Raw genomic sequence first — 17,447 nt, 5'->3', positions numbered from 1 at the left:
TATGAAAAAGATAACTTTACTTTTACTTCTATTTATTTCATCAGCAATTTATTCTCAAACAAATGGTATAACGTATCAAGCAGTTATATTAGATCCAAATGGAGAAAAAGTTCCTGGAGTTGATAATTCTAGTGCTCCACTAGCAAATAAAGACATTTGTTTACGATTTACAATTGTTGACGCAACCTTTAGAACGGAATATCAAGAAACTATAAATGTTACGACAGATGAATTTGGTATGGTGAATACCATTATCGGTTCTGGAAATCAATCAGCAGGATATGCATCTACATTTTCAGACATATACTGGGATGTTAACAAAAAAAATCTGAAAGTAGCATTAGATATAAATGGTCAATGCTTAAATTTTGTTGAAATAAGTGACCAACCTTTAACTTATGTACCTTTTGCATTTTCTGCAAAAAATGCCGAAAATGTTACTGGTATTGTCCCAATAGAAAATGGAGGAACAAATGCTATTACAGTTGTTGGTGCAAAGACAAATCTTGGTCTTGAAAATGTAGATAATACAAGTGATATAAATAAGCCTGTAAGTATTGCTAATCAAACGGCATTAAATTTAAAAGAAGATTTGACTAATAAAAGTACTGATATTATAATTGATGGTCAGTCTAATACAAAATATCCAACTGTAAATGCGATTAAAACATATGTTGATGCAAATTCAGCAATTGGTTCTCAAGCATTAGCAGAGGAGGTAGCTAGAGCTTCTAATGAAGAGCAAACATTGACAACTAATTTAAATACCGAAATAAGTAGAGCCGTTGGGGCTGAAGCTACTAAAGAAGATTTGGTAAATAAAAGTTCCAGTGTTGTTATAGATGGAAATTCAGATGTGAAATATCCAACAGTAAAATCTGTTAAATCGTATGTAGACACGAATATGACAACTGGAGCCAATGCTTTGTTGGTAGAAGTTAATAGAGCAACGGCTGCTGAAAAAAACCTGTCTACAGAGTTGACTGCTGAGATTACATCCAGAGAAATTGCAGATGCAAATTTGGTATTAAATTTAGCTGCTGAGGTTTCAAGAGCAACTATAGCCGAAGGTAGATTGACAGACAATTTAGCAGCAGAGGTAACAAGAGCGAAAGCGATAGAATTAACTAAAGAAGTATTGGTTAATAAAAGCACTAGTATTTTGATGGATAGTGACTCAGATGTTAAATATCCAAGTGTAAAATCGGTTAAAACTTATGTTGATGCCAGTACATCTGCAGCAACAACAGACTTGAATACAGAAAGAACTAGAGCTATAGCAGCAGAGAATAACATTTCTGAAAATTTAACCACAGAAATCACCAGAGCTACAACAGCTGAGGGTGTAAATGCAACAGCTATTGCAACAGAAAAAGGAAGAGCTCAAACAGCCGAAAGCACATTGACTACTAATTTAACAGCTGAAGCTACTACAAGATCAGCTGCAGATGTAGTCTTAACGGACAATTTAGCTGCTGAAACAACAAGAGCGATTAATGAAGAAGGAACAATAAGTACTGCTTTATCAAACGAAACTACCAGAGCAATCAATGCCGAAGGAGTTTTAAGAACAGATTTAACAACAGAAGTTACTGCTAGAACTAATGCTGATTTATTAAAAGAAAATCTTGCAAACAAAAGTGTAAGTGTAACTACTGATGGAGATTCAGATGTTAAATACTCAAGTGTAAAATCGGTTAAAACTTATGTTGATGCCAGTACATCTGCAGCAACAACAGACTTGAATACAGAAAGAACTAGAGCTATAGCAGCAGAGAATAACATTTCTGAAAATTTAACTACAGAAATCACCAGAGCTACAACAGCTGAGGGTGTAAATGCAACAGCTATTGCAACAGAAAAAGGAAGAGCTCAAACAGCCGAAAGCACATTGACTACTAATTTAACAGCTGAAGCTACTACAAGATCAGCTGCAGATGTAGTCTTAACGGACAATTTAGCTGCTGAAACAACAAGAGCGATTAATGAAGAAGGAACAATAAGTACTGCTTTATCAAACGAAACTACCAGAGCAATCAATGCCGAAGGAGTTTTGACTACATCTATATCAACGGAAGCAACTAACAGAACCAATGCTGATTTATTAAAAGAAAATCTTGCAAACAAAAGTGTAAGTGTAACTACTGATGGAGATTCAGATGTTAAATACTCAAGTGTAAAATCGGTTAAAACTTATGTTGATGCCAGTACATCTGCAGCAACAACAGACTTGAATACAGAAAGAACTAGAGCTATAGCAGCAGAGAATAACATTTCTGAAAATTTAACTACAGAAATCACCAGAGCTACAACAGCTGAGGGTGTAAATGCAACAGCTATTGCAACAGAAAAAGGAAGAGCTCAAACAGCCGAAAGCACATTGACTACTAATTTAACAGCTGAAGCTACTACAAGATCAGCTGCAGATGTAGTCTTAACGGACAATTTAGCTGCTGAAACAACAAGAGCGATTAATGAAGAAGGAACAATAAGTACTGCTTTATCAAATGAAACTACCAGAGCAATCAATGCCGAAGGAGTTTTGACTACATCTATATCAACGGAAGCAACTAACAGAACCAATGCTGATTTATTAAAAGAAAATCTTGCAAACAAAAGTGTAAGTGTAACTACTGATGGAGATTCAGATGTTAAATACTCAAGTGTAAAATCGGTTAAAACTTATGTTGATGCCAGTACATCTGCAGCAACAACTGACTTGAATACAGAAAGAACTAGAGCTATAGCAGCAGAGAATAATATTTCTGAAAATTTAACTACAGAAATCACCAGAGCTACAACAGCTGAGGGTGTAAATGCAACAGCTATTGCAACAGAAAAAGGAAGAGCTCAAACAGCCGAAAGCACATTGACTACTAATTTAACAGCTGAAGCTACTACAAGATCAGCTGCAGATGTAGTCTTAACGGACAATTTAGCTGCTGAAACAACAAGAGCGATTAATGAAGAAGGAACAATAAGTACTGCTTTATCAAATGAAACTACCAGAGCAATCAATGCCGAAGGAGTTTTGACTACATCTATATCAACGGAAGCAACTAACAGAACCAATGCTGATTTATTAAAAGAAAATCTTGCAAACAAAAGTGTAAGTGTAACTACTGATGGAGATTCAGATGTTAAATACTCAAGTGTAAAATCGGTTAAAACTTATGTTGATGCCAGTACATCTGCAGCAACAACTGACTTGAATACAGAAAGAACTAGAGCTATAGCAGCAGAGAATAATATTTCTGAAAATTTAACTACAGAAATCACCAGAGCTACAACAGCTGAGGGTGTAAATGCAACAGCTATTGCAACAGAAAAAAATAGAGCTCAAACAGCCGAAAGCACATTGACTACTAATTTAACAGCTGAAGCTACTACAAGAGCAGCTGCAGATGTAGTCTTAACGGACAATTTAGCTGCTGAAACCACCAGAGCTACAACAGCTGAAGGAACAATAAGCACTGCTTTATCAAATGAAACTACCAGAGCAATCAATGCCGAAGGAGTTTTAAGAACAGATTTAACAACAGAAGTTACTGCTAGAACTAATGCTGATTTATTAAAAGAAAATCTTGCAAACAAAAGTGTAAGTATTGTAACTGATGCTGCATCAGATACAAAATACCCGAGTGTAAAATCGGTTAAAACCTATGTTGATGCTAGTGCATCAACAGGATCAACAGCATTGGCAACAGAAGTAGCAAGAGCTACAGCAGCCGAAGCAGTAAATACAACAGCAATTGCTACTGAGGCTACAACCAGAGGTACAGCAGATACGACTTTAACAACCAATTTAGCAAGCGAAGCTACAACAAGATCAGCTGCAGATGCTACATTGACAACTAATTTGGCAACAGAAGTTACACGAGCTACAACAGCCGAAGGAACTTTGACAACTAACTTAGCTGCAGAAGTAACAAGAGCAACAGCCGCAGAGGCAACAAAAGAGATTTTAACCAACAAAAGTGTAAGTATTGTAACTGATGCTGCATCAGATACAAAATACCCGAGTGTAAAATCGGTTAAAACCTATGTTGATGCTAGTGCATCAACAGGATCAACAGCATTGGCAACAGAAGTAGCAAGAGCTACAGCAGCCGAAGCAGTAAATACAACAGCAATTGCTACTGAGGCTACAACCAGAGGTACAGCAGATACGACTTTAACAACCAATTTAGCAAGCGAAGCTACTACAAGATCAGCTGCAGATGCTACATTGACAACTAATTTGGCAACAGAAGTTACACGAGCTACAACAGCCGAAGGAACTTTGACAACTAACTTAGCTGCAGAAATAACAAGAGCAACAGCCGCAGAGGCAACAAAAGAGATTTTAACCAACAAAAGTGTAAGTATTGTAACTGATGCTGCATCAGATACAAAATACCCGAGTGTAAAATCGGTTAAAACCTATGTTGATGCTAGTGCATCAACAGGATCAACAGCATTGGCAACAGAAGTAGCAAGAGCTACAGCAGCCGAAGCAGTAAATACAACAGCAATTGCTACTGAGGCTACAACCAGAGGTACAGCAGATACGACTTTAACAACCAATTTAGCAAGCGAAGCTACTACAAGATCAGCTTCAGATGCTACATTGACAACTAATTTGGCAACAGAAGTTACACGAGCTACAACAGCCGAAGGAACTTTGACGACTAATTTAACTGCAGAAATAACAAGAGCAACAGCCGCAGAGGCAACAAAAGAGATTTTAACCAACAAAAGTGTAAGTATTGTAACTGATGCTGCATCAGATACAAAATACCCGAGTGTAAAATCGGTTAAAACCTATGTTGATGCTAGTGCATCAACAGGATCAACAGCATTGGCAACAGAAGTAGCAAGAGCTACAGCAGCCGAAGCAGTAAATACAACAGCAATTGCTACTGAGGCTACAACCAGAGGTACAGCAGATACGACTTTAACAACCAATTTAGCAAGCGAAGCTACTACAAGATCAGCTTCAGATGCTACATTGACAACTAATTTGGCAACAGAAGTTACACGAGCTACAACAGCCGAAGGAACTTTGACGACTAATTTAACTGCAGAAGTAACAAGAGCAACAGCAGCAGAGGCAACAAAAGAGATTTTAACCAACAAAAGTGTAAGTATTGTAACTGATGCTGCATCAGATACAAAATACCCGAGTGTAAAATCGGTTAAAACCTATGTTGATGCTAGTGCATCAACAGGATCAACAGCATTGGCAACAGAAGTAGCAAGAGCTACAGCAGCCGAAGCAGTAAATACAACAGCAATTGCTACTGAGGCTACAACCAGAGGTACAGCAGATACGACTTTAACAACCAATTTAGCAAGCGAAGCTACAACAAGATCGGCTGCAGATGCTACATTGACAACTAATTTGGCAACAGAAGTTACACGAGCTACAACAGCCGAAGGAACTTTGACAACTAACTTAGCTGCAGAAATAACAAGAGCAACAGCCGCAGAGGCAACAAAAGAGATTTTAACCAACAAAAGTGTAAGTATTGTAACTGATGCTGCATCAGATACAAAATACCCAAGTGTAAAATCGGTTAAAACTTATGTTGATGGCGCCATAGCTGGACTCACAGATACTTCGGCCTTAATAACAGCCGAAACTTCAAGAGCAACAGCAGCAGAAAGTACAATTACGTCTAATTTAAACACAGAGAAATCGAACAGAATTCTTGGTGATAATACGTCAGCAACAAATTTACAAACTGAAGTTGATCGTGCTATTGCAGCTGAAGCAACGAAAGAAATTTTAATTAATAAAAGTACAAATATCACGACAGACGCTGCATCAGATACTAAATATCCAAGTGTAAAATCAGTTAAAACATATGTTGATGCCCAAGTTACAAGTGGAACTGCAACTAATGTTTCAGGTATTGTTGCCATTGCAAACGGGGGAACAGGGTCTTCGACAAAAAGCTTTGTAGACTTAACTACTGCGCAAACTGTTGCAGGTGTTAAAACATTTAGCAATAATGCGATTATTAGTGGTGTTAATGTAGGTAGTGGTGCTGGTACTGGTGTAGAAAACACAGCTTTAGGGAGTAGTGCCTTAGCTAATAATACAACAGGAACTCGAAATACTGCTACAGGTTTAGGAGCTCTTCAGGCAAATACTTCGTCTACACAAAATACAGCCAATGGTTTTTATGCACTTAAAAGTAACACTACAGGTTTTAACAATACAGCTTTTGGTGCCCAGTCTTTACAATTGAATATTGGTGGTAATGATAATACAGGTAGTGGTTATTTATCTCTAACTAATAACACTTCGGGTATTTTTAATTCAGCTAATGGTAGTAAAGCGCTTTTTGGTAATACAACAGGAAATTATAATACAGCTGTTGGTAATATAGCTTTATTAACAAATACAACAGGAATTGGGAATTCTGCATTGGGTTCAGGAGCAGATGTTGCTTCGGCAAATTTAACTAATGCTACTGCTATTGGTTATAATTCATCAGTTGCAACAAGTAACACAGTTCAATTAGGAAATACATCAGTTACTAGTATAAATACAAGTGCGAAAATTACATCAGGAGCGGTTACTTACCCAAATACTGACGGAACAACTGGTCAAGTTTTAATTACTGATGGTTCTGGAACAATTGCATGGGGAAGCCCAGCAGCTACTGTACGAGAAGTGGCAGATGAATTTACGGCAACTGCAGCTCAGGTTAGTTTTGCTTTAACACAAACACCATCAGCAAACAGTAAAGTAAAAATGTATATCAATGGGGTGAGAATTAGTAACACTGCTTATAGTATAAGTGGAAGTACGTTAACCTATATTCCAGCTAACAATGGAACATATGCTTTAGCTGGAACTGAAAGAGTTCAATTTGACTATTATTACTAAAATTTTCTATAAAACAATAGGATACCCTAAATAATATCAACGACAAATCTATAGCATACATTGCTATAGATTTGTTATTTTGAAACAGAAAGGCAATAAAAGATTATGAATTATTTGCATATCCTGATTCAATAAATAATGTTATAGACATTCGACTTGATATATATTCTTAAATAGAAAACTATGAAATTAAAATTACTATCTTTTTTATTGCTTTTCTCTGTTAATATAAATTATGCGCTAAATACATTTAAAATATCGAATAACTATTCGGTAATTTTTAATTTACCTATTACAACAGCAACTTTAACCACTACAGTTTCGTCCACTTATACAAGTGCTCAACTTGGAGGAAATATTACTAGTGATGGTGGAGCAACGGTTACAGAGCGAGGGGTTGTATATAGTTTAACAACTAATCCAACTACTGCTAATACTAAAGTAGTAATAGGTTCTGGAACAGGGGCTTTTTCCCAAGCAGTAACTGGATTAACAACCAGTACAACTTATTATGTTCGTGCTTATGCGATTAATTCGCAAGGAACTTCTTATGGCTCAGAATTGAGTTTTACAACTGCTGCATTTTGTGGCGGAAATATTATTGGTTCAGGTTATGGAACAAATCCAATTTCGGCAATGGCTCTTGATAACAATTGGAAAATAGTCACTTTGCCCCAAGGATATTCTTATTCAGAAACCTTGCCTTATAACGCTTATGTTCCGAAAACATCTTCTTTGGCACCAGTATATTTAGATGTAAACGGATATACTGTTTCTGGATCTACTTATTATTGGATTGCACCTAAGTCTGATGCCTCTGCATTAATTGGAGGAGGAGCAAATTACAATTGGATTGTTCAACAAACATTTAATGTTGCACAATCGGGTTTCTATGATTTGAATTTCTCTGGTATGGGAGATAATGCCATTTCATTTTATATTAATGGAGTAATTGATACAACTGATCCTGTCAAACCAACTATTACAGGAGGAACACAAATAGGGACAAGATTCGATAGTTTTACTTCGATGGGAACTTTTTCAGGAGTTACTTATTTGAATGCTGGAGTAAATATAGCTTCTATGGTAATGGAAGATTGGGGAGGAGCCACAACAGCCTTAATTTCGGGATCTACATTCACTTGTAATACGAGTTATATAAACGTTAATCCAACGATTTCATCAATTAGTGATATTTCTATTGTAGAAGGAGCAACACCTTCACCAATTGCATTTACTATTAATGATCAAGAAACTCCATTAAATAATTTAACAGTAACAGCCAGTTCTAGTAATACAGCATTAATTCCGAATAGTAATATAACCTTACAAGGAAATACAGGGAGTAGGACACTATCACTAACACCAGTTTCAGGACAGTTGGGAACTTCAACTATTACTATCACATTAGATGATAATTCTGGTGGTGTGGTAACTAAGACTTTTGTAGTAACAATGAATCCATTAGTATTGAATAAATATGGAAAATTAGTGTCAGACGTTTTACAGGCTGTTAATTTACATGGAGAAGAAGGTGCCGGAGAAGGAAAAAATAAATTTGGAAAAAGTGTTGATAAACCGCTTCCTAAAGACGGGCTCACATCAATAAAAGCAGCATTAAGTGTCTTAGATATTAAACAAGAATTCCCATCATCTCCAGATGGGGTATATTGGATAACAAACCCAAATATCAATTCAGGGACTCCTTTTCAAGTATATGCAGATATGACAACAGATGGAGGAGGGTGGACATTATTGAATGTTGGAGGAAATTCTTCTACTTCTCTTGAAGTTAGTAGTCTTACATCTCCTTCTTCTAAAGGATATTTACCTCGTACTACTGTAATTGGATTAGCTAATAACTGCACAACGGTACAATTAAGAGCAGGTAATTCATACTCTTCATATGCAAACAAAACTACATCAACTGATCCATTAGCCATTGGAGCATTGAGAAGTAGTTCTACTGTTGCTGGCGGTTCAGGAACATGGCATTATGGAAGCTTAACGACGTCAATATTTACTACAGACTCAGGCTCATGGTGTTGGAATAACTGTTGTGATCCTGATGTCACAGGTTGGCCTCAAATGTACCATTCTAATAATTATGGAAGTTGCGTACACTGGTATGTTGATACTAAAATGGGAAGACAATCAACTAGTCCAGATGCTTGGTTTTCTACTTGGATACGTTAATAAAATAAAAATATTGACCTTTTTGGTACAGATTAATTAAATAAAAAAATTATGCAAAACATTTCACTATCAAAGTTCTCTATAAATATTATTTTTAGTCTTATTTTTTTATTAACGGTAGTTTCTGTCACAGCGCAAACTCCATCAGGTTTTAATCTTGTTGCTTATGAAGGATTTGATTATACCTCTGGTACTTCATTACTGAATGCCAACGGAGGTGCTGGTTGGAGCGGTAGTTGGGTAAAAACCTATAACCAAGAATATTTAAAGATTTCAGCAACTGGCTTTACTTATTCGGGATTAACAACTTCTGGTTTAAAAGCTGATTTTGACGCCACTTGTTATGGAGGAACTTGTAATCAAATTGCTGCAATAGGAAGATCATTTCCATTGCAAGATAGAGGAGTGGTTTACTTTCAATTCATATCTGTTTTTGAAGCAAATGGAGGATTTGGAACACCAACAATTAGACTTTATAATGGAGCAGTATTAACAGGTGTAATTGGAGCTCAATCAGGATCTCTAATGTCTATTTGTTCCCCTAGCGCTAATTTAAGTTCTTCTTCAGCAAGTTTGAGTGCGCAAAATATGGTAATCGTTCGTATTGATTATAATTTGAATAAAACAGACATGTGGGTAAATCCTAACTTATCTACTTTTAATTATTCTAATCCACCAATTTCTGATGCTTCGGCTACAAGTTTTGCTCCAGCATTTGATAAATTAGATATCAATATCCGATCAGGTAGTATTGACGAAATCTCAATTTTTGCGCAACCAACAACTGCTCCAACTAATATTTCAGGAACGGCTAGTGTATGTGCTGGTACAAGTACAACGTTGACATCTTCAGGAGGAAGTACAGGGACGGATGGGGTAGATGTTTGGTATGAAGGAGCTTGTGGTGGAGATGCTTTTTATCAAGGTTTTAATACTCAACCAACCGTAACCTACCAGACTACAGTAAATTCAAACTTAAATGGAATACTGAATGTAACTACCACCAGTGTAGATCCAGAAATCGAAATGTATAATCTAGGTTCTTTTGACCCAACGGTTTATAAATATATTAATTTTCGCTATCGGGTTGTTTCGGGTACTGCAGGAGAAGCACAAATGTTTTTTTTGAATAGTACTGATGTAACTGCAACAGGATCTAAATATTTAAATAAGACATTGGTTTCAGACAATCAATGGCATACGGTTTCTGTAGATATGTCGACACACGCTCTTTGGGCTACAGGAGGAAATATTACAGGGATTCGATATGATTATGCAACACTATCTGGTGCTACTCTAGATCTTGATTTTATAGAATTAAGTTCTGCTCCTATTATTGGTACCGGTTCGTCTATTACTGTTGCACCTACTGCAACGACTACCTATTATGCTAACCGAAAAGGCTATAATGTAAATACGAGTTGTATTTCTCAAGCAGTAGCTGTTAATGTTCTGCCAGTTCCCTCTTTTACTACACAAGCTGGTGCAATAGTAGTAATTAATACAGATGTAACTTATACTACGCAATCAGGTCAAACGAATTATATTTGGACAATTCCAGGAGTTATAAATACAGATTATACAATTACTTCAGGAGGGACTTCGTCAGATAATACACTTGTGTTGAAGTGGTTGACAAACGGATCGAAAATAGTGAGCATCAATTATAGCAATACTAATAATTGTACAGGAGCGATTGCCACATCGTCTAATAGTGTTATTGCTAGAAATAATGGGATTAGTATCAATGGAAGTAAAATTTCGAATCCTGCAGTGTCTATAGATAGTAATGGTAAAATAGGATCTGGAAAAAGTATAAGTAGCTATGGCGAACTTATGGATAGCCCTTTGCCGCCGCCTAAAGTAGTTGGAGATACATATCAGGGAGGAACAATTTTTTATCTTAGTGCGCCAGGTAGTGACGGAATACAACATGGTCTTATAAGAACGGGTATTTACGCTAGTAATGTGAGTTACAATACCGTAATAAGCACTACTATACCAAATGCGAATACCGCAGTTCTTAATGGATATAGTGATTGGCGTTTGCCTAATTTTACTGAAGCACAGAAAATTTGCCAAACTGGTGCCGGCTTCGGTATGATGATGTCATCTACCCCTAACGGTGCTAATATAGATATAGTATGGGATAACTCATGTGTTGTTTCTAATATTACCAAAACTTACGCTGCTGCAAATTTTAAAGTCGTACTGGTTCGTAGTTTTTAACAACAAGGAACGGCGTACGGAGTTGGGGTTAGTTTTATAGTGCTCGGAGTTGTTAGCAATCAGTAAATAAGAAACAAAAAAAAATTATGAAGTTTAATTATAAAAATTAACATAGAAGATACATGAAAAAAAATATTTTAGTTTTTATAAGTTTGGTGCTAGTAAATTTTATGGCGGCACAAGGATTATCTAAAAACGGTGCTGTCGTAAAAGATGCGGTCATAAACAACTTGAAAGTTGGTACTGTTACGTATCCTAACATTGATGGTACAGCTAATCAGGTTTTAACAACCGATGGTGCTGGAAATGCAACTTGGGAAACATCAAGTGCTTCGGCTTACAGCGGTATTTTGCCTGTAGAAAATGGAGGTACAGGATCTGCTGAGAAAAACTTTGTGGATTTAACAACTGACCAGACTATTGCTGGTAAAAAAACGTTTAATAGTATTGATGGTTTATTAGCAACAGGTAATTTTGGTACAGGCACAGCATCTTCCCTTGGTGAAGGAACTCGAATGATGTGGTATCCTAAGAAAGCAGCCTTTAGAGCTGGTTATGTGAATGGTACGCAATGGGATGATGATAATATTGGAGTATTTTCTACTGCATTGGGTAATAAAAGTATTGCCAGTGGTAATATTTCTATTGCAATGGGTAATCTTACCACAGCCACTGGGAATACGTCTACTGCGATGGGATATAATACTACAGCTAGTGGAGAAATTGCTACTACAATGGGAGATGGTAACTTGGCTAGTGGTAATATTTCTACTGCTATGGGATACTTTACTAAAGCTAGATCTTATGTAGAAACTGTTGTTGGAACACATAATACGGATTATACTCCAAGCTCAGTATCTTTATTTGACCCGAATGATCGTTTGTTTGTGATTGGAAATGGCACAATTGAAACTCCAAGTAATGCATTGGTAGTTTTAAAAAATGGAAAAACTACCATTAGTGGTTCACTAACAGTTAATGGAATAACTATAGATAAGGGAGGAAATAATTTAGATTCAAATATGGCCATAGGTAGGAATACACTTGCTGTCAACACATTTGGAGAATATAATACCGCTATTGGTCAAAGTTCTCTATTAATAAATACAGAAGGGTCATACAATACCGCTTTTGGATTTGGTTCAGGGAGTGCTCTTTCCACAGGATCTCATAATACTTTGATAGGTGTAAATACTAATGGCGGTTCCGGTGAGATTGAAAATGCTACAGCTATAGGTTATGGAGCAACTGTTCTTGGTAATAATTCAATTCAATTAGGTAATGAACAAGTTACGGCAGTTAAAACAACTGGTCAACTAACCACTGGTGCTGTTACGTATCCAAACATAGTTGGTATGCCTAATCAGGTTTTAACAACCGATGGCGTAGGAAATTCAACTTGGAGCGATCCTTTTATTGATAGTAGTATTGCTCCCACAGTAAATGGACAAAACATTTCAGCTCTATTAACAGACATGGAGTCAGGAAAAATTATTTATTTAACAGGTAATACCAGTTATGATTTTAGTCAATTATCAGATGGTTTTACATGTACTTTTATAAATAGTAATACTAATTCATATCCAAATAATATATTAATTTACGCCGGATTTGAAGCATCATTTTATAGCGTTTTAACTCCACAAGGCTCGGGTGATTTTTCTATTCCTGCTGGCGGTATCGTTAAACTAATTGTGGCTATTGTTAACGGTGAAAGACGTTATTACGTAACTGGAGATATTATTCAACCATATTAGGCAATAATACAATAAGGATTTATTAAATAAGAAGTTTAATAAAAACAAATAGGCTGTTCTTTTTTATGACAGCCTATTTGTTTTTAAATAGTGGCTATTATGTTAAATGGTATAGTTTAAAGAATATTGATTCCAATAGAAATTTATATTTATAGCAATTGAAAAAATCTTTACAGAATAAAAATAAAAATTTTTAAAATTCAATTTTTCAATTCCGAATATAAAAAGTATTTTTGCGCATGCAACACAACGTACTTATTTTAGATTTCGGATCGCAATATACTCAGCTTATTGCGCGTAGAGTTCGCGAATTAAATATATTCTGCGAAATTTTCCCTTACAATCACTTTCCTAGTGATTTATCACCTTATAAAGCAGTAATTCTTGGAGGTAGCCCTTTTTCTGTTCGCGGAGAAGATGCACCACATCCTGATTTATCTCAAATTAGAGGTAAACTTCCTATGTTAGCTGTTTGTTACGGTGCACAATATTTATCTCATTTTAGTGGAGGTGAAGTAGCTGCTTCAAACACCAGAGAATATGGTAGAGCCAATTTGTCTTATATAAAAGAAGATGAAATTTTCTTTGAAGGAGTTTCTGAGAATAGTCAAGTTTGGATGAGTCATAGTGATAGTATTAAAGCTTTGCCAACAAATGGAGTAAAACTAGCAAGTACGCATGATGTGGAATTTGCAGCTTACAAAATTGAAGGCGAAACTACCTATGCAATTCAATACCATCCTGAAGTTTTCCATTCTACAGATGGATCAAAAATGTTAGAAAACTTCCTAGTCAAAATTGCCGAAGTACCACAAAATTTTACGCCGAATGCTTTCGTTGAAGAAATCGTGGCTGAAATGAAAGAAAAAATCGGAAACGATAAAGTCGTTTTAGGTCTTTCAGGAGGTGTAGATTCAACTGTAGCAGCGGTTTTATTGAACAAAGCAATCGGAAAAAACCTGTATTGTATTTTTGTAAATAATGGTTTGCTTCGTAAAAATGAATTCCAAAGTGTTTTAGATCAATACGAAGGAATGGGCTTGAATGTAAAAGGAGTGGATGCTTCTCAACGTTTTTATGATGCTTTAGCAGGAGTTACAGATCCAGAATTGAAAAGAAAAGCCATCGGAAATGCTTTTATCGAAGTTTTTGATGATGAGTCACATAAAATTGAAGATGTTACTTGGTTAGCCCAAGGGACAATATATCCTGATGTTATCGAATCGGTTTCTGTAAAAGGACCATCGGCAACAATTAAATCGCACCACAATGTGGGTGGTTTACCTGATTATATGAAATTGAAAATTGTTGAGCCTTTGCGTATGCTTTTTAAAGATGAAGTGCGTAGAGTAGGAGCAACTTTAGGAATTGATCCAGAATTGTTAGGAAGACATCCTTTCCCAGGACCAGGATTGTCTATCCGTATTTTAGGAGATATTACTTTAGAAAAAGTACAAATTTTACAAGATGTAGATAAGGTTTTTATCGACGGATTGAAATCTTGGGGATTGTATGACAAAGTTTGGCAAGCTGGAGCAATTTTGCTTCCTGTAAATAGTGTTGGTGTTATGGGTGATGAACGTACGTATGAAAAAGTAGTTGCATTGCGCGCAGTAGAATCTACTGACGGAATGACTGCTGACTGGGTACATTTACCTTACGATTTCTTGATGAAAGTATCAAATGATATTATCAATAAAGTAAAAGGAGTGAATCGTGTTGTTTATGATATCAGCTCGAAACCACCAGCCACAATAGAATGGGAATAGAACAATAGTTTTATGCATTAAAAAGTCATTAGTTTTTTAATGGTTATTAAGGACGGTATCAGATTTTGGAATAAAATTTGATACCGTTCAATTGTTATTAATTGAATAATTTTATAAATAAAAGGATGAAGTATTTTTTTACGATTTGTATGGTTGGTTTATTGTTTACTTACAGTCTTTTTGCACAAGAAAAGAATTTAACTCATAAGGTGGAAAAAGGGGAAACTATTAATCAGATTGCTCAAAAATATAAGGTAACTCCTTTTGATATTTATCAGTTAAATCCAGATGCACAAAGCGGTTTGCAGCCCAATAGAATTTTGTTAATTCCCAATACTAAAATCAAACAAATTTCAAATGTCAGCTCTAAACCTATTTCAAAAGCCAAAACACATGAAGTAGCTCCTAAAGAGACTTTATTTGGTATCGAAAAAAAATACAATGTTTCGGATGAAGCCTTAAAAAAAGCCAATCCTTTTCTTGAAAAAGACGGTTTACAAATAGGTCAAATTCTTGCAATTCCCTCAGATAATGAAATAAAAACACTTCCGTCAATTCCAGAGAAAGTGATTTATCATGAAGTCCTTCCTAAAGAAACAAAATATTCTATAGCGAAACAATATGGCATTACGATTGAAGAATTAGAAAAACGAAATCCTGAAATTGTTTCTAATTTGCCTATTGGATACAAATTAATCATTAAAGGAACTGCTCCAAAATTAGAGAAAATTGAATCTCAAAGAGCACCTTCAGCACCTTCTTTTTCTGAGGAGAATAATAAAGTTGAAATTGCTACACCTGTAAAAAAGTCAAGTAATGAACGAAAAAAAGTAGTTTTGCTGTTGCCTTTTAATATGTCTAAAATTCAAGGAGATACTGTAAATACTACTGCTACGCGTTTGAAAAAAGATAAGTTTTTGAACATGACTTTGGATTTTTATTCGGGTGCATTAGTCGCTATAGATTCGGCTAAGCAATTAGGAATTAATGTTGATGTAACTATTTTAGATTCGCAGGAAACAAAAAGCACATCGAATATCGTTTCTTTGATTAAAGATAATAATCTTCAAAATGCAGATGCAATTGTTGGTCCATTTTATCAAGCTAATGTTGAAAAAACAGCTGAATTATTAAGTCAAAATCAAGTGCCAGTTATTTCGCCTTTGTCAAAAGATTTAGGAGCTTCTTTTCCTAATTTATATCAAACAATTCCAACAGTTGCTATCATCAGAAACACTGTTTTTGATTTTATGCGATCTAAAGGCGGAAATATAATTGCTGTAGTTGACAAGAAAAAAGAATCAATAAGAAAGTATATTCAAGAAAATCAAAAAGACGTTCGCTTTGTTCCGTTAACACCCACTGGAGGTCTTTTGCCAGAAAGTGTGAAAAGTTTATTGGTTAAAAACAAAGTAAACTATGTCGTTATGGAGACTGCAAACACAGCGATGATTAAGACTACTATGGCTGCCTTACTGAGTTCTATGACTTTGTATAATGTTCAATTGGTCATTTTAGAACCAAACGAAACCCTTGATACAGACGAGATTGATTTTCAGGCTTTGACAAAATTAAAATTAATGTATCCAGCTACAAATCGTGAAAATGATGCTCCTGAAGCGCTGATTTTTGAAAAAGAATATAAAAAGAAAAACAAAATTTTTCCAAGCACATTTGCTACTCGAGGATTTGACGTGACTTTTGATACGATGATGCGATTGTCTCAAGGTAAGACTTATCAGGAAGCGGCGGATTCATCAGTTACGGAACAAGTTGATAATAAATTTGAGTATTATAAAAAGGAAACGGGAGGATACGCTAATAAAGGCGTTTATGTTTTATATTATGATACAGATTTAACCACTAAAGAAGCCAATTAATGACCTCAAAAGTAACCTATTTAGGCGATTTAAGAACCTCGTCTATTCATTTGCAATCTGGAACAGAAATTATATCAGATGCCCCATTGGATAACAACGGAAAAGGAGAAGCTTTCTCTCCAACAGATACTGTAGCAAATGCTTTAGCAAGTTGTATGATGACAATAATGGGCATAAAAGCTAGAGATATGAATGTTGATTTGAAAGGTTCTGTAGCTGAAGTAACAAAAATTATGAATGCTGAACCTAGGCGAATTGGCGCAATAGAAATCGTTTTTGAAATGTTTGGAACTGCAGATCAAAAAAACAGAACCATCTTAGAAAGAGCGGCTATGACCTGTCCCGTTTTTTTGAGTCTTAATACGGAAATAGAAAAGCGCATTACATTCAATTGGAAATAATCACATAGATTCAAATAACTGTTTATAGTTTGCAAATGGAACTTTAAACCTTAAACGATAAACATTCATTGGAACAAAATCAACAACAACTTATAAAACTTGCCCACACCAAAATGCCTTTTGGCAAATATGAAGGCAAGTATCTGATTGATTTGCCAGAGTATTATGTGGTTTGGTACAGCAATAAAGGATTTCCAAAAGGCGAACTAGGACAACAGTTGCAATTAATCTATGAATTGAAGCTTAATGGCCTTGAGGAGTTAATTCGAAATATAAAAAAACGATATCCAAAACCACTTTAATTCAGCTATTTGAAAATTTGAAAATTAATACGA

8 protein-coding genes are annotated in these 17,447 nt (G+C 35.5%); all 8 read left to right on the top strand.

From position 1 onward, the window contains the following. Position 1: 1 nt before the first annotated feature. The 8 genes from C8C88_RS02270 to C8C88_RS02235 all read left to right on the top strand — a co-directional run bounded on the left by C8C88_RS02270 (position 2) and on the right by C8C88_RS02235 (position 17,414). Positions 2–6,880: a hypothetical protein gene (locus C8C88_RS02270; protein WP_121336581.1), complete on the top strand. Its 6,879-nt coding sequence runs from the start codon at positions 2–4 to the stop codon at positions 6,878–6,880. Between the two features lie 183 nt (positions 6,881–7,063). Continuing rightward, complete coding sequence (locus C8C88_RS02265) at positions 7,064–9,076, top strand: fibrinogen-like YCDxxxxGGGW domain-containing protein (protein WP_121336580.1); 2,013 nt, start codon at positions 7,064–7,066, stop codon at positions 9,074–9,076. A 51-nt stretch (positions 9,077–9,127) separates the two neighbouring features. Beyond that, the gene (locus C8C88_RS02260) at positions 9,128–11,305 is read left to right on the top strand and encodes a hypothetical protein (protein WP_121336579.1); all 2,178 of its coding nucleotides are present in this window, start codon (positions 9,128–9,130) and stop codon (positions 11,303–11,305) included. Positions 11,306–11,427: 122 nt separating this feature from the next. After that, on the top strand, positions 11,428–13,062 hold the full coding sequence (locus C8C88_RS02255; RefSeq protein ID WP_121336578.1) for a hypothetical protein: 1,635 nt from the start codon (positions 11,428–11,430) through the stop codon (positions 13,060–13,062). A 239-nt stretch (positions 13,063–13,301) separates the two neighbouring features. Continuing rightward, complete coding sequence (guaA, locus tag C8C88_RS02250; protein WP_121336577.1) at positions 13,302–14,831, top strand: glutamine-hydrolyzing GMP synthase; 1,530 nt, start codon at positions 13,302–13,304, stop codon at positions 14,829–14,831. A gap of 125 nt (positions 14,832–14,956) precedes the next feature. Beyond that, the gene (locus C8C88_RS02245; protein ID WP_121336576.1) at positions 14,957–16,711 is read left to right on the top strand and encodes a LysM peptidoglycan-binding domain-containing protein; all 1,755 of its coding nucleotides are present in this window, start codon (positions 14,957–14,959) and stop codon (positions 16,709–16,711) included. Then, entirely contained in the window at positions 16,711–17,112 is a 402-nt protein-coding gene (locus C8C88_RS02240; protein ID WP_121336575.1) for an OsmC family protein, read from the top strand. Before C8C88_RS02245 ends, C8C88_RS02240 begins: the two co-directional genes overlap by 1 nt. Before the next feature lie 68 nt (positions 17,113–17,180). Continuing rightward, complete coding sequence (locus C8C88_RS02235; RefSeq protein WP_121336574.1) at positions 17,181–17,414, top strand: DUF3820 family protein; 234 nt, start codon at positions 17,181–17,183, stop codon at positions 17,412–17,414. Positions 17,415–17,447: the final 33 nt, after the last annotated feature.

Source organism: Flavobacterium sp. 123 (assembly GCF_003634825.1).
Taxonomy (GTDB): Bacteria; Bacteroidota; Bacteroidia; order Flavobacteriales; family Flavobacteriaceae; genus Flavobacterium.
Note: the sequence above shows the minus strand (reverse complement) of the source record. Positions and strands in the feature narration are given on the sequence as shown.